This window comes from Anoxybacteroides tepidamans (genome assembly GCF_014201465.1).
In the GTDB taxonomy this organism is placed as follows: Bacteria; Bacillota; Bacilli; order Bacillales; family Anoxybacillaceae; genus Anoxybacteroides; species Anoxybacteroides tepidamans.
Map to the genome: position 1 here is coordinate 52630 of NZ_JACHEP010000010.1, position 23697 is coordinate 76326.

Annotated in this window: 27 protein-coding genes, 1 pseudogene and 1 riboswitch; of the genes and pseudogenes, 8 read left to right on the top strand and 20 right to left on the bottom strand. The window is 42.6% G+C overall.

Annotation, left to right across the window (positions count from 1 at the left end; genetic code table 11):
* Positions 1–99 precede the first annotated feature (99 nt).
* The 4 genes from HNQ34_RS10080 to HNQ34_RS10095 all read right to left on the bottom strand — a co-directional run bounded on the left by HNQ34_RS10080 (position 100) and on the right by HNQ34_RS10095 (position 3134).
* The gene (locus tag HNQ34_RS10080) at positions 100–771 is read right to left on the bottom strand and encodes a GNAT family N-acetyltransferase (RefSeq protein WP_183254132.1); all 672 of its coding nucleotides are present in this window, start codon (positions 769–771) and stop codon (positions 100–102) included.
* 4 nt (positions 772–775) lie between these two features.
* Positions 776–1462, bottom strand: a complete 687-nt coding sequence (locus HNQ34_RS10085) for a GNAT family N-acetyltransferase (RefSeq protein ID WP_183254134.1) — start codon at positions 1460–1462, stop codon at positions 776–778.
* A gap of 24 nt (positions 1463–1486) precedes the next feature.
* Positions 1487–2344, bottom strand: coding sequence for a carbon-nitrogen hydrolase family protein (locus HNQ34_RS10090; protein WP_183254136.1), 858 nt, complete (start codon positions 2342–2344; stop codon positions 1487–1489).
* 424 nt (positions 2345–2768) lie between these two features.
* The gene (locus HNQ34_RS10095; RefSeq protein WP_183254137.1) at positions 2769–3134 is read right to left on the bottom strand and encodes a winged helix-turn-helix transcriptional regulator; all 366 of its coding nucleotides are present in this window, start codon (positions 3132–3134) and stop codon (positions 2769–2771) included.
* Positions 3135–3461: 327 nt separating this feature from the next.
* Here HNQ34_RS10095 and HNQ34_RS10100 point away from each other — a divergent pair, with 327 nt between their 5' ends.
* The 4 genes from HNQ34_RS10100 to HNQ34_RS10115 all read left to right on the top strand — a co-directional run bounded on the left by HNQ34_RS10100 (position 3462) and on the right by HNQ34_RS10115 (position 8647).
* Positions 3462–4628, top strand: a complete 1167-nt coding sequence (locus HNQ34_RS10100; protein WP_183254139.1) for an iron-containing alcohol dehydrogenase — start codon at positions 3462–3464, stop codon at positions 4626–4628.
* Between the two features lie 117 nt (positions 4629–4745).
* On the top strand, positions 4746–6203 hold the full coding sequence (zwf, locus tag HNQ34_RS10105; RefSeq protein WP_183254141.1) for a glucose-6-phosphate dehydrogenase: 1458 nt from the start codon (positions 4746–4748) through the stop codon (positions 6201–6203).
* A 103-nt stretch (positions 6204–6306) separates the two neighbouring features.
* Positions 6307–7200 (top strand): phosphogluconate dehydrogenase (NAD(+)-dependent, decarboxylating), encoded by an 894-nt coding sequence (gnd, locus tag HNQ34_RS10110; protein WP_183254143.1) that lies wholly within the window; start codon positions 6307–6309, stop codon positions 7198–7200.
* 109 nt (positions 7201–7309) lie between these two features.
* The gene (locus tag HNQ34_RS10115) at positions 7310–8647 is read left to right on the top strand and encodes a glucose-6-phosphate isomerase (RefSeq protein WP_183254144.1); all 1338 of its coding nucleotides are present in this window, start codon (positions 7310–7312) and stop codon (positions 8645–8647) included.
* A 114-nt stretch (positions 8648–8761) separates the two neighbouring features.
* On the opposite strand, the gene bshB2 is transcribed toward HNQ34_RS10115, so the two are convergent.
* On the bottom strand, positions 8762–9421 hold the full coding sequence (bshB2, locus tag HNQ34_RS10120; RefSeq protein WP_183254145.1) for a bacillithiol biosynthesis deacetylase BshB2: 660 nt from the start codon (positions 9419–9421) through the stop codon (positions 8762–8764).
* A gap of 13 nt (positions 9422–9434) precedes the next feature.
* The gene (locus HNQ34_RS10125; RefSeq protein ID WP_183254147.1) at positions 9435–9779 is read right to left on the bottom strand and encodes a YojF family protein; all 345 of its coding nucleotides are present in this window, start codon (positions 9777–9779) and stop codon (positions 9435–9437) included.
* Positions 9780–9949: 170 nt separating this feature from the next.
* Here HNQ34_RS10125 and HNQ34_RS10130 point away from each other — a divergent pair, with 170 nt between their 5' ends.
* Positions 9950–10711 carry an arginase family protein gene (locus HNQ34_RS10130; protein WP_183254148.1) on the top strand — a complete coding sequence of 254 codons (762 nt, stop codon included), beginning with the start codon at positions 9950–9952 and terminating at the stop codon, positions 10709–10711.
* Positions 10712–10827: 116 nt separating this feature from the next.
* Here HNQ34_RS10130 and HNQ34_RS10135 read toward each other — a convergent pair whose 3' ends face one another.
* The 12 genes and pseudogenes from HNQ34_RS10135 to HNQ34_RS10185 all read right to left on the bottom strand — a co-directional run bounded on the left by HNQ34_RS10135 (position 10828) and on the right by HNQ34_RS10185 (position 20290).
* On the bottom strand, positions 10828–11100 hold the full coding sequence (locus HNQ34_RS10135; protein WP_183254150.1) for an acylphosphatase: 273 nt from the start codon (positions 11098–11100) through the stop codon (positions 10828–10830).
* Positions 11101–11192: 92 nt separating this feature from the next.
* A complete protein-coding gene (locus HNQ34_RS10140) occupies positions 11193–11939 on the bottom strand; it encodes a sirohydrochlorin chelatase (protein ID WP_183254152.1) in 747 nt (248 codons plus the stop codon).
* 10 nt (positions 11940–11949) lie between these two features.
* On the bottom strand, positions 11950–12723 hold the full coding sequence (gene cobA, locus HNQ34_RS10145) for a uroporphyrinogen-III C-methyltransferase (RefSeq protein WP_183254154.1): 774 nt from the start codon (positions 12721–12723) through the stop codon (positions 11950–11952).
* Positions 12724–12813: 90 nt separating this feature from the next.
* Positions 12814–13020, bottom strand: a complete 207-nt coding sequence (locus tag HNQ34_RS10150; protein ID WP_183254156.1) for a DUF3906 family protein — start codon at positions 13018–13020, stop codon at positions 12814–12816.
* Positions 13021–13032: 12 nt separating this feature from the next.
* Positions 13033–14658, bottom strand: a complete 1626-nt coding sequence (locus HNQ34_RS10155; RefSeq protein ID WP_183254157.1) for a nitrite/sulfite reductase — start codon at positions 14656–14658, stop codon at positions 13033–13035.
* Positions 14659–15264: an adenylyl-sulfate kinase gene (gene cysC, locus HNQ34_RS10160; protein ID WP_183254214.1), complete on the bottom strand. Its 606-nt coding sequence runs from the start codon at positions 15262–15264 to the stop codon at positions 14659–14661.
* A 12-nt stretch (positions 15265–15276) separates the two neighbouring features.
* Complete coding sequence (gene sat / locus HNQ34_RS10165) at positions 15277–16437, bottom strand: sulfate adenylyltransferase (RefSeq protein WP_183254159.1); 1161 nt, start codon at positions 16435–16437, stop codon at positions 15277–15279.
* A 64-nt stretch (positions 16438–16501) separates the two neighbouring features.
* Positions 16502–17575, bottom strand: coding sequence for an inorganic phosphate transporter (locus HNQ34_RS10170; RefSeq protein WP_183254161.1), 1074 nt, complete (start codon positions 17573–17575; stop codon positions 16502–16504).
* 14 nt (positions 17576–17589) lie between these two features.
* Positions 17590–18294, bottom strand: coding sequence for a phosphoadenylyl-sulfate reductase (locus HNQ34_RS10175; RefSeq protein ID WP_183254164.1), 705 nt, complete (start codon positions 18292–18294; stop codon positions 17590–17592).
* Between the two features lie 110 nt (positions 18295–18404).
* Positions 18405–18514, bottom strand: a riboswitch (SAM riboswitch).
* A gap of 110 nt (positions 18515–18624) precedes the next feature.
* Positions 18625–19167 (bottom strand): peptidoglycan-binding domain-containing protein, encoded by a 543-nt coding sequence (locus HNQ34_RS17525; RefSeq protein WP_246364063.1) that lies wholly within the window; start codon positions 19165–19167, stop codon positions 18625–18627.
* Between the two features lie 9 nt (positions 19168–19176).
* Positions 19177–19677 (bottom strand): annotated as a pseudogene (locus HNQ34_RS17530) (peptidoglycan recognition protein family protein); the annotation flags it as partial.
* A 388-nt stretch (positions 19678–20065) separates the two neighbouring features.
* The gene (locus HNQ34_RS10185) at positions 20066–20290 is read right to left on the bottom strand and encodes a DUF1128 domain-containing protein (RefSeq protein WP_183254216.1); all 225 of its coding nucleotides are present in this window, start codon (positions 20288–20290) and stop codon (positions 20066–20068) included.
* A 119-nt stretch (positions 20291–20409) separates the two neighbouring features.
* Between HNQ34_RS10185 and HNQ34_RS10190 the strand changes: the two genes are divergently transcribed.
* From HNQ34_RS10190 to HNQ34_RS10200, 3 genes are read left to right on the top strand one after another with little or no spacing between them, the layout of a single operon-like run.
* A complete protein-coding gene (locus tag HNQ34_RS10190) occupies positions 20410–20880 on the top strand; it encodes a low molecular weight protein-tyrosine-phosphatase (RefSeq protein WP_183254167.1) in 471 nt (156 codons plus the stop codon).
* A 13-nt stretch (positions 20881–20893) separates the two neighbouring features.
* Complete coding sequence (locus HNQ34_RS10195; protein WP_312856119.1) at positions 20894–21181, top strand: YtxH domain-containing protein; 288 nt, start codon at positions 20894–20896, stop codon at positions 21179–21181.
* Between the two features lie 15 nt (positions 21182–21196).
* Positions 21197–22030: a YihY/virulence factor BrkB family protein gene (locus tag HNQ34_RS10200; RefSeq protein ID WP_183254169.1), complete on the top strand. Its 834-nt coding sequence runs from the start codon at positions 21197–21199 to the stop codon at positions 22028–22030.
* 195 nt (positions 22031–22225) lie between these two features.
* Here HNQ34_RS10200 and HNQ34_RS10205 read toward each other — a convergent pair whose 3' ends face one another.
* Together HNQ34_RS10205 and HNQ34_RS10210 are read right to left on the bottom strand one after the other, a co-directional pair.
* Positions 22226–22372, bottom strand: a complete 147-nt coding sequence (locus HNQ34_RS10205) for a BH0509 family protein (protein WP_183254171.1) — start codon at positions 22370–22372, stop codon at positions 22226–22228.
* Between the two features lie 118 nt (positions 22373–22490).
* Positions 22491–23636 (bottom strand): MFS transporter, encoded by a 1146-nt coding sequence (locus HNQ34_RS10210; protein ID WP_183254173.1) that lies wholly within the window; start codon positions 23634–23636, stop codon positions 22491–22493.
* Positions 23637–23697 lie beyond the last annotated feature (61 nt).

The following is a 23697-nucleotide window of genomic DNA, read 5'->3' on the forward strand; positions in this document are numbered from 1 at the left end:
CATTAACAGAGCGTGTTGTCACAACCGAATGATAAAAGAATTTTTATGGATTTTTTTCCATTTGGATTTTTCAAATTAAATGACTGCAACGCTAGTACATTAAATATTGAGAAGCAATACAGTATCCTTGGCCTCCAGATTTTCAATCATTTCATACCAAGATTTTGGTTTATTCGGTAAGACGGAATAATAACGTTTCAAAAACTTCACAACAAGATCCGCTGGAAGTTCATTCACGTTATCGTCCATCGGAAGGAAACAAAGGTCGAGCCCTGTTACGGCCTCGCCATCATTGTTCCAAGATGGATGGACATAAGGGAAGTCAAGTCGCTTATAGCCAAGATGGGATAATACTTCACGGCGAACATATGGATCCATCGGCTTAATTCCGCCAAATTCATAATGTTCTACTCGATAAGGATCATAAATTTCAGCAAACATGCCAAATAACTGCTTTCCGTTTGCTGCGGCCCAAGCGTTCAAATCCTCTAGTCTCTTTTGCGCTAAAAATCGCCCGATCCCAAGTCCTGCTTGGCCGATGATCGTGAAATCTGTCATCGCGACATTTAAATCTTCATAATAGCGATACTCGGTCGCACCTACGACATTCCCTTCATGAACTGCCACACATACACGAATCCCCGGATCCTCAAGAGGCTCTTTCCAAAGATCGAATGCTAATACTTCTTCAGGAGGAAATACATCTTGCATCAATTCGTGCATTTTTTTAAATAAAGGGTCTTCAATACTCGTAATTCTGCGATATTCCATTTCATCATTCTCCTTGTGAAGATTTTGATGTATAAAAAGGATTTTTCCATTCCATTAGTGCTGCATAATTACAAGATTCTTCATCCTCTAAATAGTTCGCCACCACTTTCACAGGAGTGCGGCCGCAGCGAAGCAGAAAGGTAATAACAGGATCTTTCAATTCGCCTTTTACGACAGCTTCAAGGTATTGTTCCGCCGTCATCTCATCAGCTTTTTTATGATAGCCAGGCATTCTACCTCCGCCAAGCAGACGTTCCAATCTCAATTGAATGACGACTTCATACATGGATAGCATCAGCCATTTTCCCAGCCCTAATTTGCGATAAGCAGGGCGCACGCCAATATCAACGACATAAAGCGTATTTCCATTTGGATTATGGTTACGAATATATCCATTATCGGTGATCTCTTCCCATGTATGTTCCGGATGGCTAGGATCAAAGTTAACAATTAATCCTGTCATTGATCCCGCAATTTCACCATCAACCTCCACACATAAGGCACCCTCTGGAAAGAGCGTAACATGGTTTTTCAATTGTTCCGTGTTCCACCATAACTCAGAGGGGAACGGTGGCGGGAAACTTTCCTGTTGGATGCGGATTAAGCCAGGAAAGTCTTTTTCTTCATAATTTCGGATCACTGCTGGAACAGGTCGGTCTTGATCAAAGACGTAAAATTCTTTTCGATACATTCTTCCCCCTCCTTGTAGAACAGCTTATTTCCAATCCGGATAGAGATCTGTACGGCGATCACGCCATGTAGTAACCGATCCTTTTTCACGAACTTGGTATAATAATTCTAAATCAAGATCAGCGGTTACAACCATATCATGATTGATTTCTCCTTCGACTAAGATGCCGCGCGGAGGAAATGGAATATCGTTCGGTGTAATCACCGCCGCTTGCCCAAAATTCGCCCGCATAAAATCAACCGTAGGAAGAGAACCAACCGTACCAGTGGTAACGACATAGACTTGATTTTCGACTGCTCTCGCATGGCTTGTGTAGCGGACACGATGGAATCCGTGACGATCATCGGTGCAAGAAGGACAGAAAATAACATCGGCACCTTTCGCTTTAGCCATGCGAACGATCTCTGGAAATTCGATGTCATAGCAGGTCAACATCGCAATCGTTCCTTTGTCGGTCTCAAACACTTGTAGGCCATCGCCAGGTGACATGTTCCATTCCTTTACTTCCGTAGGCGTAATATGAAGCTTTGCTTGCTCTGCGACTCTTCCGTCTGGGTAGAACAAATGAGCAACGTTGTACAATCGGTCGCCTTTACGAATGACATGGGTTCCCCCAATAATATGCATCTTTGTTTGCTTAGCCAAATTTATAAACAAAGAACGATACTGTTCTGTAAAATCTGGAAGATCTTGAATAGTCAAAGGCTGTCCTTGTTCATTGCCAATCGACATGAGCTGAGTTGTAAAAAATTCTGGGAATAAAACAAAATCTGCATCAAATTCTTGAGCCGTTTTAATATAATGCTCGACTTGATTGGCAAATTCCTCAAAAGAATTGATAGTATGGAGATGATATTGAACAGCTGAGACTCTTAGCTTCATAAAGTCTCCTCCTTTCTTGACATAAAAAATTATACCTATTCATGTTATGATAGGTGATACCGTTATTATAAGTGAAAAAATTTTGCTCTATTCATGTTATGGATGATAAGTGATAATGTTATTATAAAGTACATCATCAACTTTACCAAGTACATACTTTTACGTAATATAGTGCGGAAAAGTATACTATAAATAAAAATGTGCAAATTAATGAATGATCAACGTACATGCGGAAAAACCAACGGGAAGCGATCTGCCCGTTGGTTTTTTAGTGTTTGATTCGCTTATCATTTTCATTTTCGTTGCTTTTTTGTTAATCGCTATCTTGGAGGAAGGGATCTCTACAAGATTTTGCGTGTCAATAAAAACGCATAATAATAAAAGAAGGTTTGTTTTGAACCTTTAATTTAAATAGAGAGAGTTTTTACTTGACGGACTCATGAATTTTTACTTGGTCTTTCACAACAGTCTCCATGTAGTTTTTGCCCCATTCATACATAGCATCGAGAATCGGCATTAGACTTTTCCCATATTCGGTCAGTGAATATTCCACTTTTGGCGGAACAACGGGATAGACTTTGCGATGAACAATGAGGTCTTCTTCCAGCTCCCGCAATTGGTTAACAAGCATTCTTTGGGTGATGCCTGGCATGAGAGCCTTCAGTTCACCAAATCGCTTCGTTCCCCCTTTTCCTAGATGCCATAAAATAAGCATTTTCCATTTACCCCCGATGACAGCGAGCGTCAATTCTTTTTCACAGTTATATACCTTACCACAAACATGTCCCATTTCTTTCACCTCCGTATCTATTATAACCGATAGTATACATTTTATCACTATATGCTAAAAGTGCATATACTTACAAACAAACATTATACACATTTAAGTACTTCGTTTCCACAAATGATAGTTGGTGTTTTTTCCTCATGGGTAAAGGTTCATTATGAATATGTCCCATTCATCGTATCTCTTTGTCCATTATAACATTAGGTATACTTTTATATACTATATTGTATTTTTATCACTACATGATAATAAAGTGCGTACTTTTAAAAATATGTTATACCTATTATACTAGCGTCTGTACAACAAATCATAAGTACAGGAGGGAACAACATGAATCGTTTTACTATTCCACGCGATATTTATTTCGGCGAGAATGCTCTCGATGTTTTGAAAACGTTGGAAGGATCAAAAGCTGTTCTCGTCATTGGTGGTAGCTCCGTCAAGAAAAATGGGAATCTTGATAAAATTCAACAACTTCTTTCAGGAGCCAATATAGAAACAACAGTGATCGAGGGGATTACGACGGAACCGACGACCCAAATGGTCAAAAAAGGTGTACGTGTTCTTCATGATTTTCAGCCTGACTGGGTAATTGGAATTGGCGGTGGATCGGTAATGGATGCGGCGAAAGCGATGTGGCTGTTCTATGAGCATCCAGAATTAACATTCGAAGAAGCGACTCGTCCATTTAGCTTGCCGCGCTTGCGTACAAAAGCAAAATTCGTGGGAATTCCAACTACAAGCGGAAGCGCATCTGAAATCTCCAATTTATCGGTGATTACCGACGCGGAAACAGGTGTCAAATATCCATTGGCTGATTTCGAATTGACACCAGATATGGCAATTATCGATCCGGTTATGGTTCAATCCATGCCGAAGCATGTGATAGCTTACAGTGGAATGGACGCGATCACACACAGCATTGAAGCATATGTAGCGAAGCCTCGTACCGTTTTCACCGATTCGATGGCGATTGAAGCTGCTGAAATACTTAAAGAGAATCTTCTTGCTTCTTATCTGGGAGATCTAAAAGCTCGTGAGCAAGTCCATTATGCTCAGGCGATGGCCGGCATGGCATTTGCTAATGCGGTACTAGGGAACGTGCACAGTCTTTCTCACAAAAGTGGCCCAACCTTTAATATCGCGCATGGATGTGCCAATGCGATTTATTTACCATATGTGATTCAATTTAATCGCAAGATAGTCGAGGACCGTTATGCATCAATTGCAAAACGACTCGGTCTGAAAGGTGAAAACAATAAAGAATTGGTAGATTCGCTTATTTCTTGGATTCGTGACTTGAATCAAAACATGAACATTCCAAATACGCTCCAAGAGTATGGAGTATCCGAGGAGATGTTCCACGCACACGTAGATGAAATGGCAGCCAATGCCGTGAAAGATCCATGTACAAGCACCAATCCGCGTGAAACATCTGTAGAAGAAATGAAAAAATTATATATCGCAGCGTTTTATGGTCTGGATGTTAACTTCTAATTGACAAGTATCATCAAAATTTCTTAACCAAAGATAAAAAGATCGGATTCCATTTGAATCTGATCTTTTTATCTCACAGTATTCAAAAGTTTTCGGTTCAAGATGGGGGAATGAAAATTGGATTCTATGACCTTTGTTTTGTTTGGGGCAACAGGTGATTTAGCTAAAAGAAAAATTTTTCCAGCTTTATATCATTTATTTCTCGATCAAAAAATGCCTCATTCATTTTCCATTATTGGTTTAGGTAGAAGAGAATGGTCGGATGATGAATTTCAAACACATGTGGAACATTCGTTAAAAACATTTTCTACACGTTTCATCCACGACCGTTCCAAATTGGAACAATTTCTTCGCGCATTTCGTTATAGTCCTTTAGATGTAACGAATATGGACGGGTATAAAAAGCTATTGGAAATCGTTCAGCAACGTGAAAAAGAATTGAATATTCCTGAAAACCGCATGTTTTATTTATCTGTTGCGCCAGAGTTTTTTGATGTAATTACGTCGAACATCAAGGAAAGTGGATTAGGATCAACAAAAGGTTGGAAACGTCTAATTATCGAAAAACCATTTGGGCATGATTTGAAATCAGCCCAAGATTTAAACGAAAAGTTAAGTCAAGCTTTCGAAGAAGATGAAATTTATCGGGTAGATCATTATCTCGGAAAGCCAATGGTCCAAAATCTCGAAGCTTTAAAATTTGCCAACCCTGTGTTTCAAGCATTATGGAACAATCAGCACATAGCCAATGTACAAATTACGGCTAGTGAAACGGTTGGGGTAGAAGAAAGAGCGGGTTATTATGACCGGGCAGGGTCGATTCGCGATATGTTTCAAAATCATATGCTGCAATTGTTAATGATGACAGCCATGCACGTGCCAAAACGGATCAGCTCACAAGACATCCGTAATGAAAAAAGAAAGATCATGGAATCCCTTCGACTACTACAAAAAGAAGAAGTAGGTTTACACGTTGTTCGCGGCCAATACGGTCCGGGAGAAATCGATGGTAAATCAGTTGTTGGATATAAAGAAGAACCTGGGGTTGATGCTTCTTCCACAACGGATACATTCGTTGCGGCTCGTTTATGGATTGATGATGAGTTTTGGAGCGGGGTGCCATTCTATATTCGTACAGGTAAAAGAATGAAGGAAAAGTCTACACGTATTGTCATTGAATTCAAAAATCCATTAAAGGAATGGTACTTTCCAAAAAATGAGAAAACGGCTCCTAATCTTTTAGTGATTGAAATCAATCCGAACGAAGGGGTTTCGTTGCAATTCAATAGTAAAAATGTATTAAACGATGGAAAGATGGAGACCGTTCATATGCGCGTTGCGACTAGCCAAAAAAATGTACCCGAAGCCTATGAACTCTTAATTTTTGATGCTTTACGTGGCGACTCGACTTTCTTTGCTCATTGGAAAGAAGTTGAATTATCTTGGAAGTGGATACAGCCTGTTTTAGAAGCATTTGAGGAAAATCTTCTTCCTCTTCACACATATCGTTCCGGTTCGATGGGACCAGAGGCTTCTCATCAATTATTAGAAGAGGACGGATTTCATTGGTGGTAGCTCGTGTCGAACTCCATTCTCATCAAATTGAACTATAGGTTAGCTGTGCGTATATACGTATAAAATGTGAATGGCGAAAGGTTAAATCTAGGAGGCAATGAACATGAAAGTCGGATTAATCGGTTTAGGAAAAATGGGATTAAACTTAGGTAAAAACCTCATTGACCATAAGCACGAAGTAGCGGCATTCGATGTAAATTTAGAAGCGGTTGAAGAAATAAAAAAATATGGGGCTACGGGTGTATCCAGTTTAAAGGAACTCGTTTTATCATTAGAAAGGCCAAAAATTGTTTGGATGATGGTTCCACACAACGTTGTTGATTCGGTGATTCGTGAGATTATACCATTTCTAAGCGAAGGCGACATTGTGATTGATGGTGGCAATTCTCACTATAAGGAATCGATTCGTCGCTATAACGAGCTAAAGGAGATGGGAATTCACTTTATGGATGCGGGAACTTCTGGCGGAGTGGAAGGTGCTCGAAACGGAGCATGTTACATGGTTGGAGGGGATCATGAAGCTTGGAGCATTGTCGAACCTCTTTTCCGGGATACAGCTGTACAGAATGGGTATTTATATGCAGGAAAAGCAGGCAGCGGCCACTTTTTAAAAATGGTTCACAATGGAATTGAATACGGGATGATGGCTGCCATTGGTGAAGGATTCGAAATATTAGAAAAAAGCGAATTCGATTATGACTACGAAAAAGTAGCAAAAGTGTGGAACAACGGTTCGGTTATTCGTTCATGGCTCATGGAATTAACCGAACGCGCATTTTCAAAAGATGCAAAATTAGATGAAATCAAAGGGATTATGCATTCTTCCGGTGAAGGAAAATGGACAGTCGAGACAGCCTTAGATCTGCAAACTGCCACTCCTGTCATCGCTATGTCCTTATTGATGCGCTATCGTTCATTAGAAAACGATACATTTACAGGTAAAGTGGTAGCCGCTCTACGCAACGAATTTGGCGGACATGCCGTGGAAAAGAAATAAATAGTACATCTTCACGAACGGTTCAATGAAATCGCATAAGAGTAATTTTTAGGTCCAAGATCTACACGGAAGAACGATGGTGAATTTTCGAAAAGAAAGGAGAAGGTATATGGCTATCTCTTTTGATTACTCCAATGCATTACCATTTATGAAAGAGAGTGAACTAGATCATCTAAGTGAATTTGTAAAAGTGGTTCATACTATGCTTCATGAAAAGAAAGGCCTAGGATCGGATTTTCTTGGTTGGGTTGATTGGCCGATTCGCTATGATAAGGACGAATTTGCGCGAATCAAGCAAGCAGCCGAAAAAATTCGGAATCATTCAGACGCTCTTGTCGTTATCGGCATTGGCGGATCTTATTTAGGGGCAAGGGCTGCTATTGAAGCATTGTCCCATACTTTTCATAACCAGATGAACGATACGACGCAAATTTATTTTGCGGGTCAGAATATCAGCTCTACTTATATCTCTCATTTATTAGATGTGTTAGAAGGCAAAGAGCTGTCTATCAACGTCATTTCTAAATCAGGAACAACGACAGAACCTGCCATTGCTTTCCGGATTTTCCGCGACTACATGGAGAAAAAATATGGAAAAGAGGAAGCAAGAAAACGGATTTATGTTACTACTGATCAAGAAAAGGGAGTATTAAAAAAGCTTGCCGATCAAGAAGGATATGAAACGTTTGTTATTCCAGATGACATAGGCGGAAGATATTCTGTGCTGACAGCAGTTGGCCTATTGCCAATCGCCGTAGCTGGATTGAATATTGATCGAATGATGGAAGGGGCAGCATCGGCATATTATAAATATAACAATCCTGATCTTTTAACTAATGGAAGTTATCAGTATGCCGCCGTGCGAAATATTCTTTATCGTAAAGGGAAGGCGATCGAATTATTGGTGAACTATGAACCGTCCCTTCATTACGTATCCGAATGGTGGAAACAGCTGTTTGGCGAAAGTGAAGGGAAAGATCAGAAAGGACTCTTTCCTGCATCCGTTGATTTTACAACAGATTTACATTCCATGGGCCAATACGTTCAGGAAGGCCGCCGCAATCTGATCGAAACAGTGCTGCAAGTTAAAAAACCGCGAATCGAACTGACGATTCAAGAAGACCAAGAAAATATCGATGGATTGAATTTCTTGGCGGGTAAGACACTGGATGAAGTAAACAAAAAAGCGTTTCAAGGCACGCTATTCGCACACGTAGACGGCGGAGTGCCTAACTTAATTGTTGAACTGGACGAAATGAATGAATACACCTTTGGTGAAATGATATACTTTTTCGAAAAAGCTTGCGGCATGAGCGGACATTTACTGGGCGTGAATCCGTTTGATCAGCCGGGAGTGGAAGCTTACAAGAAAAATATGTTTGCCTTACTTGGCAAGCCGGGTTTTGAAGTTGAAAAGGCAGCTCTCATGAAACGGTTATCTAAATAACGTTTTTATATAAAGGCAACCGCAAGATTCAACTTATAACCGATTGAAAAGCAGGCTACCTGTTCCTGCACCCTACAGGAGGCAGGTAGCTTCATGTTTATTGAATTCGAGCGTTTATAGAACCTTCTTCCATTTATACGTCCAAAACCGCTCAGTTTTTAGCCATGCTAACGCATCTCCGCCTCGTTTGGAAGCGGCTTTCATCAGCCCTTCCGTTTGGGAGCGGTGCGCTTTAATGGCTGCGATTTTTTTATCGATGACGTCACTTACATCGCGGATCACATCTGGATTGCCGATTTCTTGTTCGCAGTTTTTAGAAAAGGCAACACAGTGCACGGTCGGGCGTTTTTCTTTCGGAAGCCGTTCGACAGCGCGAATAACGGCCGCCCCGCACGCGTCATGGTCAGGGTGAACGCTGTAGCCGGGATAAAACGTAATGATCAGCGACGGATTTGTTTCAGTGATGATCGCGCTGATGCGGTCAACGAGCAGTTCTTCATCTTCAAATTCAATCGTTTTGTCGCGAAAGCCTAATAGGCGCAAATCTTTAATGCCAATGACTTTGCACGCGTCTTCCAGTTCTTTTTTGCGGATGAGCGGCAGCGTTTCACGGTTCGCAAATGGCGGTGTCCCCATGTTTCGCCCCATTTCCCCAAGTGTAAGGCAAGCGTATGTAATCGGAGTGCCTTTTTTTGCGTACATTGCTAACGTTCCCGACACGCCAAACGATTCATCATCCGGATGAGGAAACACAACAAGTATATGTCTTTCCATTTTTTAATTCCCCCTAAAACGGTTCATAGCTTAACTGCAACGCAACAGCAAGCTTTCCTTCGTAATCATGTCCGGCCAACAACAATTGCCCTTTATCTGTCACTTCCCAATCGGTCAAACCTTCTGCATACACCCAGCCAAAATCCAACTTCAACCCGACGCGGTAAGGCCCTTTTCCGACAATTTTCCCGTGGCTAAAACGAATGAGGCCGTTGCGAATGTACGCCCCTGCCGAAAAAAATCCTTCATTATGGTGCGACGCATACGCTCCGTTTGTTGTTTCTAAATGCAAATATACATCTTGATTAGCAAAACGGTTCAGCGCCGTCTGCACTTCTTCTATGCGAATCGGCTGCACGAAAACCCCTCCCTCGAACATCGTCTTTTTACTATTTTACATGAAGGGAAGACGCAAAAGGAAATATTTCGTTTTGCAAATTTTTTAGTATAATAATGAAAAAGGCATGCGAAAACGTAGCTTCATAAGTTTGAAAACTTGCACCGAAACACAAAAAGAGGTGAGGAACGATGCGTTTTCAAAGAAGGGGTGTAACGTTTTTAAACATAGATGGCACGTATGTTTCGCAACGAAGACTTCTTCGTTTGCCTCACGAATGGATTGATCTGACGGATGTGGAGCAGACGAATTTATATTGTGAAACACATTCATTACAGGAGATTGAAAGGCGCCTTGCGCATCACAGCCGGAAAGGAATCGTCTTCATCGGCAGCGGAAATTATCATTACGTGTCGTATTTGTTGATGAAACATATCATCGAGCCGTTCACGCTCGTTTTGTTTGACCATCATACCGATCTCGGTGCCGGACAAGAAGCGATGATTTCTTGCGGTTCGTGGGTGTCTTATGCTATTACAATACCGTTTTTAAAAAAAGTAATGATTGTAGGAGCGACAGTGCAGCAATATCCTCATCTTTCTTCAAACATCACGATCTTTCCAAGTTCATTACGCTCTCCGAAACTTCTTTTGTCTCATATTACAACAGAGAATGTGTATATTAGCATTGATAAGGATGTGCTTTGCCGGGATGATGCAGTGACGAATTGGGATCAAGGAACGATGACGCTTTCTTTTTTGCTTCAATGTTTAAAAGGTTTATTGGCGCATAAAAACGTGGTTGGGGTCGATGTGTGCGGCGAATATCCGCAAGCTTCCGTCGATTTATTCCATCCGATGAGCCGCGAAGCGAACCGGAAAAATGAATATGCGAACTTGTGCATTGCGGAAACGTGCTTGCGCCATGCGGTACATCACCCGCGTCTGGCATAATGGAAATTGCCCGGTCTTTTCACTGGAAAGCCGGGCGTTTTTTATAATCCGATAGGAAAGTATAAATTTTTCTGAATCGGTGTCTAGCTTCGGCTGGGCAGTCGCCTCAGCTTTTCTTAATAAATAATGCGAAATGTTTTCTCGTTCAGAATAGGGGCTATGTATTCTGTTTCAATCTTTGTCACTTTGGCGAACGGAGTGCCTTGATGCATTTTATCCATAAACATTTGGATTCGTTCGTCAGTCCCTTGTACTTCTAACTCTACCGTTCCGTCATCGTTGTTTTTCACCCAGCCGGTTAAATCCCATTTCAGCGCTTCGTGCTGTGTATAATAACGAAAACCGACGCCTTGAACGCGGCCATGGACAATGGCATGCAACCGCCTCATCGCTGCCCCTCCTCGTATGTTCCTATACAAAATCATACAACAACTTAGCCGATTTTGTATATGCAAAACAAAACAAGAAGGACTAAAACATTTTAGCCCTTCTTGTTTGTTGCAACATATCGGTTCACTTTTTCTTTCACCAGCTCTTCAAGAAGGGGATGATACCCTAAATAATTGCATAGTACCCATTGCCGATTTGACGATGAAAAGGTGCGAAGCTGTTTTTCGATTTTTTTCATTAATACGCCGGTAAACAACAAATAAGGAACGACGAAAATGGTTTTGTATGAAGAGTCCTTTGCTTTCTGCAAGCCGTCTTCAAGCGATGGTTGGGCTGCTGCAAGAAAGCATACATCGACATAAGGGATGTTCGCTTTTTCTTGCAATAACTTAGCAATCGCCTTCATATCCCGCTTCGTATCTGGGTCGCTGCTGCCGCGCCCGATGAGAAGAACCATGGAACGATTATCGAGCGGAGCAGACTGTTCAGCGATTCGTTCGACGACGATTTGGATCATTTTTTCATCGACGCCAAACGGCTCACTTAAAACGAAATCGAGATGCGGGTAGCGCTGTCTGGCTTTTTGAACGGCGTCCGGAATATCGTGCTTCGCATGCCCAGCCGCTAACAGCAAAACAGGGATGACGACAATGCGCGTCGCCCCTTTTTGCACGCACCGATCAATGCCCGTTTCAATATCCGGCTCGGCATGTTCGATAAAACAAACTTCCTGAATCGGACAGTCAATCTTCGCTTTGCATCGCTCGACAAATGCGATTGCTTCTTCACAAGCTTTCGCGACGCGGCTTCCGTGGCAAACATATAAAACAGCTTGCATAATAGCCTCCTTATAACGCTTCGTTTGCAACAGATGGCTGTAGCATCCGCTCAAACCAGTAAATTTTGTCGCGCAAGGTGACGACTTCCCCGATAATGATCATGCTTGGATTTTCGATTCGCTTCTGTTGGACTGCTTCGACGATCGTTTCGAGCGTAGCGGTCACCGTTCGTTGCTCGTATAATGTGCCCCACTGGATCACAGCAACGGGAGTGGAAGGAGCTTTTCCATGTTTGATTAATTGATCACGAATATATGGGAGATTACTTATTCCCATATAAATAGCAATTGTGTCAATTCCTTTGGCAAGACTTTCCCATTTGATCTCCTCTTGGCTTCCGTCTCGCTTATGGCCGGTCACAAATGCAACGCTTGAGCTGAAATCGCGATGGGTGACAGGGATTCCGGCGTAAGCGGCAGCTGCAATTCCGGATGTAATGCCGGGAACGATTTCAAAATCGATGCCGCTGTTTGCAAGTGCCTCTGCTTCTTCGCCGCCTCTTCCAAAGACGAACGGATCCCCACCTTTTAATCTTACAACAATTTTCCCTTTTTTTGCATGACGGATGAGAAAGCGGTTAATCGTTTCTTGCTGCATCGTATGGTAACCCGGCAGTTTGCCACAAAAAATGAGTTCCGCATCTTTTTTTGCATATGATAACAATTCTTCATTAACGAGGCGATCGTACAAAATGACATCGGCTTTTTGTATGCACGTTAAACCTTTGACGGTAATGAGTTCCGGGTCGCCAGGACCAGCTCCGACTAAATACACTTTGCCCATCTCTATTCAGCCCTTTCTTGATATGATAGAAATCATCAATTTCTGAATCTCTGCTGGCTTGAATGTGCCGTCGCCTCCGATTTTCTTAATTTAAGGGCGGGGGTCAATTACGAACCCACCGCCGCGGCGAATCGGTTTTTTTTCGTGAAGAGAAATATCCGTAAAGTCCGGAATTTTTAAAAAATGTTTCTCTAATTCGATTTCAACGAGACGAAACGCCTGTTCATCGTCATGGGCAGCAATCACGACATAAATGATGCCCCTCTTTGTTGTCACTTCAAAACGATAAAGATTCATGTTTGCCACCTTTTATATAGCTACATTCAATTGTTGCAAAATGCGATCTAACTCTGTTTGTAAAGGTTCAAGACCGACGCGATTCAAGTAATCTAAAAACGTTTCTCCTTGCTGTTTTGTTTCTTTAAAGTATGTCAACAACTTCACGAGCACTTTTGAAAGCTGCTCCGCATCGACTTTTCCTTTTAATTTTTCATTAAATTTGCCGCCGTTTTGCAACGTACCGCCAACATAAATTTCAAACGCTTCGACCATGCCTTTATCTTTCGTTTTCATTTTAATTCCTTGCAAACCGATATCAGCGATTTGCCGTTGGCCGCATGAGTTCGGGCAGCCGACCATATGGATGCGTACAGGAACATCCAATTCGAGGTGGTCGTCAAGGTATTCAGCGATGCGGCGCATCCGTTCTTTCGTTTCAACAATCGCCAAGTTGCAATATTCTGTACCTGTGCAAGAAACAGAATAGCCGATAAACGATTTCGGTTGAATAGTAATGCGCTCAAACACTTTTTCATGCAACAACGCATCGACGTTTTCGTCCGGGACGTTCGGGATGATCAAGTTTTGCGAGTTGCATAAGCGCACTTCGCCATTTCCGTACTGGCGGGCGACGCGGGCAATTTCAAACACTTCGTCTGCGCTGAGTCGTCCGACCGGCACGTTAAAGCCGATGTAATTCAATCCTTCTTGTTTTTGGCGATGAACACCGTAAAAGTATCCGGCATTCCAGCCTTTTTGTATATCTTCGCCTTTTGACGGAAGCGGCCCGGTCAGCTCTAAAAGTTTTTCTTTAAATTTCTCTATGCCCCAATCAGCGACAAGAAATTTCAAGCGGGAACGATGGCGTTTTTCGCGATAACCGTAGTCGCGGAAAATCGTTGTAACAGCGATGGCGACATCTTTCACTTGTTCCGGTTTGACGAATACGTCCAACGTTTGGGCAAGATATGGTGCAGAGGATAATCCGCCGCCCACTTTCACATGGAACCCGAGCGTTTCTTTGCCATCGATCACCTTTTTCGCCGGCGTGAAAGAAATACAATGAATTTCTGCGTTCGCTGCGTTATATACATTGGCGCTAATTGACATTTTATATTTGCGCGGCAAGTTCGAGAAATCCTCGTTATATTGGAAAAACTCATATACTTCCCGAACAATGCCGGTCGTATCGATGATTTCATTTGGATCGATGCCCGCAAGTGGATTTCCAACGATATTTCTCGTGATGTCACCACAGGCTCCCGCCGTCGACAGGCCGACTCGTTTTAAGCGGTCAAAAATGTCAGGAAGCTGCTCGATTTGCAGCCAGTGAAATTGCACGGCTTGCCGGGTCGTAATGTCAAAAACGCCGCGGCCGTAATCGCGCGCAATCCCCGCCAATGTTTCGAGCTGTTCGTTGTTTAAAATGCCGGATGGGACGCATACGCGCATCATAAAGTAGCCAGCTTCTTTCGGTTTCTGCAAATAAAGGCCGGCCCATTTGAATAAATCCCATTCTTCTTGCGGAATAGAAGCAAACCCTTCTTTCGCATAGCGCGGAATGTCTTCGAAAATTTTCAATCCGTCTTTTTCTAGTTTTTTCAATTCTGTTTTATTTAAATTTGGATTGTTGGCCCATACTTTTTCGTACGCCATTTACTTTTCCCCCTTAATGCGTTGATGGTGACGCAAATAAGCGATCACTTGATTGACACATTCCTCAAGCGAATAAAGGTGCGTTTCTACGATCAATTCTGGCGATGACGGTTCTTCATAAGGCGAGTCAATGCCGGTAAACTCACGAATTTCACCGTTTCTCGCTTTTTTATACAACCCTTTTGGATCGCGTTTCTCGCATTCTTCAAGCGGACATTTGACATAAATTTCGATGAACTCATCCGCTTCTAATAATTGGCGGACTAATTGGCGATCCCGTTCAAAAGGAGAGATAAACGCTGTTAATACAAACTGTCCGCTATCGACAAACAATTTCGCGACCTCACCGATTCGACGGATGTTTTCCGTGCGATCTTCCGCTGAAAAGCCTAAATCTTTGTTGAGGCCATGGCGAATGTTATCGCCGTCTAATACGTAGTTTTGTACGCCAAGTTCAAACAGCTTTTTCGACACGGCATTTGCAAGTGTCGATTTACCGGAGCCGGAAAGTCCGGTAAACCATAACACAGCGCTATGATGACCGTTTCGCGCGCGACGGTCTTCTTTCGTAATGGTAGTGTGATGCCAAACGATGTTTGCCAAAATGACTCCTCTCCTTTACTTCGTAGATGTAGAGACGGCTTCTTGTTGCTGAAGTCCTTTGATGAGTACTTGCACGACTTCCGGACGGCTGAATGTGCTTGGCGGAACTTGACCGTTGCGCAACATTTCACGCACTTTCGTTCCTGATAAAATGACGTGGTATTCGCGGTCGTGCGGGCACGTTTTTGTTGATGCCATTCCTTCGCATTTCGTGCAATAAAAGCTATGTTCAAAAAATAGCGGTGTAATGCCGAGTTCTTCTTGTGTGAAATTCAAGAAAATTTTTTGCGCATCGTACGTGCCGTAGTAGTTGCCGACACCAGCATGGTCGCGGCCGACAATGAAATGCGTGCAACCGAAATTTTTGCGCACCATCGCATGGAAAATTGCTTCGCGAGGACCAGCATAGCGCATCGCGGCTTGGAAGACGCCGAGGAATACGCGGTCTTTCGGATAGTAGTTTTCAAGCAACACTTGATAACTCTCCATGCGAATATCGGCTGGAATGTCGTCGTCTTTCGTTTCGCCGACAAGCGGGTTTAAAAATAAACCGTCAACGATCTCAAGTGCACATTTTTGAATGTATTCATGGGCACGGTGAACAGGGTTTCTCGTTTGGAAACCGACGACCGTTTTCCATCCGAGCTCGGCAAAGCGTTTTCGTGTTTCAGCTGGATCGAAATAAAAGGCAGCGAATCTTCCTTTATTCGTTCGTTTGACGAGGGTAATTGGCCCACCGATATAGACGTTTGGTTTTTCCAATAATTTTTTGACGCCAGGGTGATTCCAATCGTCAGTTTTATAAACAAGAAGCGCTTCTTTTTGTTTATCAGGCACGTATATGTCTTGAACTTCGATTATGCCATATACATCGCCTTCGTAAACAAGTTTCACCGTTTCGCCGATGGACAGCTCGCTTGCTTTTTCTTCGCTGACGGCAAGCGTGATAGGAATGCTCCAAACCGTTCCATCAGCAAGGCGCATCGTTTCGACGACAGACTCGTAGTCGTCTTTTCGTAAAAATCCTGTAAGCGGGCTATAGCCGCCGATTCCGATCAATTCAAGATCGCTTAATTCAGCGTTGTTCAATACAATCTCTTTTTGAATCAAATCAACAGAATAATCAGGATTCCAGCGGTTGATTAATGTGCCTCCATGCGGGATGCTTAAGCTCATTTTTCATTCCTCCTAACACAATTTATAACAAAACATATTGGATAACTATGATTTATAGTTATAGTTAAATACCGCCGCCATTTTCATGAAGCGATCGTTTTTCTTCGGATATCGTTTTTTTCAAGCTAATGACTCCGATTGTCGCTAGGCAAACGCTAAAGATGGCGATGACAGTATACAGATCGCTATCAAGTAGCAATTTGACGAGGCTGTAAGAGATGACAAGTGAAAAGATCGGCGAAACGAACCAAACTTTTAAAAGCTGGATGACAATTCGCTTTTGCCATATATAAAATCCTGTTTTTGCCGTACCGATTCCAATGATCGCTGATGTTGTAATTTGCGTTAACGGTACCGGCAGGCCAAAAATGGACGACAGAATGACAAGAATCGCTCCTGTTCCAGAAATGGCGCAGCCTTCGAACGGAGAAAAATGGGTGATTTTTTTTCCGTTTGTTTCAAGCACTCGCCTTCCTAACAAGATCGCGCCTAATGCAACAAACAAGCCACCGAAAATCGTTCCGTTTGTAACGGAGATCAACCCAGCCCCAACGAGCGGACCGACAGCATTAGCGACGTTGTTCATTCCTGCTGAAAATGCTTCAAAAAAGCCAGTGATAATAAGCAACGTCATAAAGCTTTTTTGCCACATTCCGCGTTCGACTTGCGGGTATTTTCGCTTCAGCTTTAAAAACCATTTGCCGATGATCAAGGTGAATGTGAATGCTATAACTGGAACGACGACCCAAATCGAAACGATGAACAAAAGTTTTGAAACATATAGCGCTTGATAGGCGATGCCGACACCTACCACCGAACCGACTGTAATTTCGCTCGTTGATAAAGGGATTCCCATGACGTTGGCGGCAAACAAAGAAATCGCTGCAGCTGTTAAAATAATAATTACGATTTTAATAGTTAAAATGGATGAAGGGATGATGCCTGAACCGATCGTTTTGACAACTTCGCCTCCGCCAAGACTCCCTAAAAAAACACCAAGACCGCAAAGGAGAAGGGCAACATATTTCTGTTTGATCGCTCCGGATCCGTAAGCGACTCCCATCGCTGCAGCCGCGCCGCTTGCGCCGATGTTCATCGCAAAAAAGAAGGAGACGATAAAAGCAACTGCCAGTAACATCAATGATCCCCTCCCTATGATTCATGCAGGCCGCATTCCGTTTTTCCACGTCCAGCCCATCTTCCTGAGCGCAAATCATTTGCGTCGAGAGCGGGGGATGTACAAGGTTCACAGCCAATGCTCGGGTAGCCTTTGTCATGGAGCTCATTGTACGGAAGCTGATGTTTGTACACATAGTTCCATACATCTTTCCATGTCCAGTGAATAAGCGGACATATTTTAATAGATTGAAATTTTTCGTCTTTATTGAGATATTCCACATGCTGGCGTGTCGGTGACTGTTCGCGCCGCAATCCGGAAATCCACGCAGTGACACCGGTTAATACTTCACGGAGCGGGATGATTTTTCGCAGTTCACAGCACTTATTCGGGTTATGCTTCCATAATTCATCGCCAAACTGCTCTGCTTGCTCTTTTAGAGACAGATGTGGCTTTTTCATAATAATTCGAAGCTCCGGGTATTTTTGTTTGACCTTTTCAATTGTTTCATATGTTTCGCGAAAATGAAGATTCGTATCAAGAAAAACAATTTCGGCATCCGGTTTTACTTTGGAGATCAAGTCAATTAACACGATGCCCTCAATACCAAAACTGCAAGCATATACAATATCGTCTTGATAATGGTCATATGCCCACTTAAGGACATCTAACGCACCTTTTGTTTCATTATCGCTCGGAAACGATGGCTTTTCTTCGTCCCACGTATGATAAGTAAGCAACACTATCCCCCCTTAAGATGTAAAACATGTCATTCATTGCGAAAATAAGTTGATACAGCAGGAATAAAAAAACTTTCCATTTTGGAAAGATGAAAAAGGAAAACTATTTTACCTTATCTTCCAAAATGGTTACCATTTGGATGGACGTAGCACCTTACTTTATGAAAAGCAGGTTGCCGGGGTTCATTGGGCCAGTTCCCTCCCCCACTCTTGATAAGTATGTAATTGACTAAAATTTTAACATAATTCGAATAAAAGTCAACCCGAGTTTTTCGATAGGAATTATTTTTTTTAAAAAAATCCCCTTTGGAAAGGGGAATGATAGACTGATCATTTTTTTTGTTGTAGTTCCATTCGCATAAATTTCCGGGTGTTTGGCCCGTATATTCCGTCATCTCGCAAAGCCGCGTACATCGATTGAAAGCGCCGTACTGCGTCTTCCGTTTGTTCGCCGTACACCCCGTCGATTCCTTTTGGATCAAAACCGAGATGTTTCAAGGCGCGTTGCAGCATTTTGACGTCTTCTCCTTTGTCGCCTTTTTTTAACGTTTTATCTGGCAACGGAAATTCTTCTTGGCGAAGTTTTTGTTTGACGACTTCGGATAGTTTGGCTAACGTTTCTTGTCCAACGATTCCATCAACGTGCAACCCATATCGTTTTTGAAACGCCATCACCGCATTTTCCGTTTCTTCCCCAAATACTCCGTCTGCTCCATATTTCGGAAGCGGAAACCCGATGCGGATTAAATCTTGTTGAATTTCTTTGACAAACGTTCCACGATCGCCTAGTTTTAACGGCAACCGTACAGAAATGCCTTTCACTTGGCTTGGTTTTTTTGTTTCTTCCTTGTTCGATGGATTGGTTGGTTTCATCGCTTCGATGACGTCATGAATAAATCCGTCCCACGTTACCCCGTAAAGGCGAAAGGCATTGAGAGGGTCGCTTCTTCTCTCTGGGTCGAGCGTATGATGGGATACGATATGACGCTTAGGTTCAAGACGGAACGTTTGGCAAAGGTAAGCGTGGTACCAGACGTATCGTTTGTATGCCTCATTAAAATCGATGTTTCCTCCATAGCAAAGTTCTACGCCGATCGCTGCGTCGTTGGCATCGGCGCCAAACAGTTGGTTATCCATCGGTTTGTTGTACAAAACGTGCCATGCTTTTTCGTCTAATGGGATGATTTCGAGAATGTATTTGTCATCGATGAATGTATGAGCCGATGCTGATGGTTGGCGATTGTGAAAGTAGTTGCGATTGGCGTAAGCGGTGGAGCCTGGGTTTCCGGTTGAATGGCTGACGATAAACTTAACGCCTTGCAACTTTTGGCCGGAGCGAGCATTTCCGACTTGAATGTAGTCGCGGGTAATTTCATACACCATGTTTGTCCACCTTCCTTCATAATTATTTCGTCATATCATATGTTTTAGATGCGAAATGGTGAAAGGCTTTTCTACTATATAAATACAACTGGGAGGTTTAACTTATGGCTGACGAAAAAGTAGACTCCTTATTTTTTCGACTGTCGGCGGCAAGTGTGTGACTTGCCTCGTCACGCCTTCGCGTGACAGAGGACCGAACAACCAACCGCTTCACAGACAAATGCATTTGTCTGGAAGCGGTGTTGTTCGGTCACCCGACAGTCGAAACATACCGAAAAGACGAAAACGTTAAAGTTCCAAATTGCATCTATATATATTGATCGCTGCGAAAGGCGGAAAAAGATAGGATAAAATAAAAAAGATGGTCAAACCATCTTTTTGCTGCTTCCTATTTTTTTCGTAAATTTCCTAATTCCTCGACGATCGCTTGCATTTCGCTTGGGCTGAAAGATTGCTTTTTCATGACTATTTCATAAATGTCTTTTAGTTCGTCATACAACGCGTCATCGAAATGGGAAGGTTTCATCACATCAAAATTCAACACTTTTAGCTTTTCTTTCATTTTGTCAATCATATATTCCATATTTTCCGGAGATTTTTTCGATAAATCCACATCGTTCATTCCTTTCTGCCTCATGATTAACGTTTATTGTACCATATGGAAAGCAGTGAAAGATATACATGGCCATTGATATTTTGTTTATAATGGATAGCGAAAGGAGATGTTGGAAAATGGTGAAAGTGTTATTCGTTTGTTTAGGGAATATTTGCCGTTCGCCAATGGCGGAGGCGATTTTTCGTGATTTGGTGAAAAAAGAAGGATTACAAGATCAAATCATCATCGATTCGGCGGGGACAGGAAATTGGCATATCGGCAAACCGCCGCATGAAGGCACTCAGCAAATTTTAATGAAAAATCGCATTGATTTTACTGGCATTCGCGCAAGACAAGTTCATGCGGAAGATTTGCAAACATTTGATTATATTATTGCGATGGATGTGGAGAATGTCGGGAATTTGCGCCGGCTGGCGGGACATAATAAAGTTGGCTTTATCGGCAGGCTGCTTGATTTCGTCCCAGACAGCGATCTTGCCGATGTGCCGGATCCTTATTATACAGGTAATTTTGAGGAAGTATACGAATTAATTCAAAAAGGATGCCGCCACTTGCTTGAAACGATTAAAAAAGAAAAAGGGCTGTAAGGAGCGGAGGAACGTGAAATTATGGAAAAATGTCATGATTGGAGCTGCGCTCGGTGCAGCGGTTTCGCTGTTGGATCGGGAAACGAGGGAGGCGTTAAAGACGGTTTGGCGCCAACGGGAAGAATGGGTGCGCCGGCTGCCGGAACAAATGCGACAATGTCGCCAGTCGCTTGAAACGTTGACAGAAGATGTAATATATACGGCGGAAAAAATCAAGGTAATTGCTGAAAAAACGCCGGAAATGATCGAGTGGATGAAAGAAACGTACGATATGATAAAAGCGCCTCACTCGAAAAAATGAAGGGAGCATACGTTCATGATGGTGAACCTCACGTTTATACGTGAAATGATCCAGCGGTTTCAAGAAGATGAAGTGTCCCGTCTGTCGGCGGAGTTAGCTTATTTTTTTCTTCTTTCTCTCTTTCCATTTTTAATTTTTTTATTGACATTGCTTGCCTATTTGCCGATTCCGCATGAAGATGTGCTGTCGGTCGTTCGTCAGTATGCGCCGAAAGAAGCGATGGACCTCATTGAAGCGAACGTTCACTATATTATGAACCATCAAAATGGGAAATTATTGTCATTAGGAATTATCGGGGCGGTTTGGTCCGCTTCAAACGGTATTGCCGCCATTGTTCGTGCTTTGAACCGCGCCTATGATGTCGAGGAAAGCCGCTCTTTTATCGTGGCAAGAGGGATGGCGATTTTGCTTACGCTCGGCATGATGGTCGTGATTGTGGTGGCGCTGTTGCTTCCTGTTTTCGGAAAAGAGATCGGCCTTTTTTTATCTTCCGTTCTCGGTGTTTCTGAAGCGTTTTTAACACTTTGGAACACGTTGCGGTGGACTGTCAGTTCGCTTATTCTGTTCATCGTCTTTACTTCTTTATATTATTTTGCGCCGAATAAACGAATGCACTGCAAAGATGTGCTTGTCGGTGCATTGTTTGCAACGATCGGCTGGATTGTAACCTCGCTTGCTTTTTCTTATTATGTGGCAAGCTTCGCGAGTTATACGTCTATGTATGGAAGCCTTGGAGGCATTATCATTTTAATGGTTTGGTTTTATTTATCAGGTATGATCATTGTGTTAGGCGGGGAATTGAATGCGATTTTCGCTTGCGAGCGCGAAGGAAGAAAGCGGGAACGTTAACGGATAAAGCAAGGCAAACAGGGAATTCTAATCCGTGTAGTCGTTTAGAGGAGGAATGATCATGACGAAGAAGACAAAAAAAGATGGCGGTACAAAACAAAAAGGAAAACATAAGCCGACACATAAAACGAGCAGTAGTGCCAACGGACAAAACGGATATCATTAAAAAAAGGGCTGTCACTATGACAGCCTCTTTTATTCTGCGATCTCTTCGTAATGATAATATGTTTGATTGTAAATGTGTTCAATTTCAGCATCTGTCATGTAGACAAGTTGTTCTCTATCAATTCCTTTTACTTTCTCAATAAACTCGATCATATTTCTTCGTTCCGCTCTACTCATGATTCATCGCTCCTTTATTCTGTTTTAAAACAGTCTATTGTTTTGTTATTTGTATTATATAACAGAACTAAAAAAATGGTCAACACATTTTTTAAAAAATAGGCGAAAAAAATGAAGGTCATTTTGCTACGACCTTCTTAGGTTTATTATAAGACAGAGCAATGAATACGAATAAAAGCAAAGAGCTTACCACGATAAAAAAGTTTCCGTTTTGTTTGTATTGGATCATGATCCCGATTATAAATGGCCCACTCATGCTTCCGATGCTATAGAGAATGCCGGACAGCAAATTTCCCGTTGGAAGCAGCTGTTTCGGAAGCAAATCAGCCATATACGTAATCCCGAGTGAAAAGAGCGAACCGACAAACATTCCGGCCACAAAAAAGCAAATGAACAGACCAATCAATGAATGAATGAAAAATGGTGCGCTCATAAAACTGATGCTGCCGATCAATAGCGCCACACAAAGAACCGATTTTCGTTCCAAGCGGTCGCTTAACATGCCGAGCGGCAATTGAAATAAGATGCTCCCGATGGAAAACGCCGGCAAAACCGCTGCGACTTGTTGGACAGACAGATGCTCACGCAAGGCATAGACAGGGAAAATTCCGTGAATGGAAGCTTCTAAAAAGCCGTATGCAAACGGAAGCAATAGCGCCGTCCATGCATATTTCCATGTCTCGATGAAGCGGCGGCATGACCCCGAATGATGGATTGTTCCTGCCGTTTCGGGATGTTCGTTTCGGATGAAAAACACGGCCAACCACCCTAATAAGCTCAACAAGGAGGATAATAAAAACGGCAGCGTTTCGCTCCGTTCAACGAGCGACGCCAACATCGGCCCGAGCGAAAAACCAATCCCGAAAAACAACCCGTATAACGATAAGTTTCGGCCGCGCCGATGATGAGGGGAAAAGTCAGTAATCCACGTCTGCACTGCGAAATGAAGCATATGATCACCAATGCCGATCAATAAACGTAAAACGAACCAAAATAAAAATGAATGCCATAGTGGAAATAAAGCGAGCGATAATAGTACAATAAAACCACCTAATATAATGATGGGTCGATATCCATATTTTCGCAACGGTTTTTCCATAAATGGAGAGACGAGAAGTACACCGATGTACATGGCAGTGGCATGCGCTCCATTGACAGAAGACGAAACGCTGTGCTTTTCTAATAATATAGAAATTAAAGGAAGCAACATTCCTTGCGATAATCCCGAAATCGCTACAACACTAACTAAAATCCAAAGACGCATGATCGATCCCTCATTATTTAGAAAATCACACCGATTACCATCGTACATAGTTTTAGCGGGA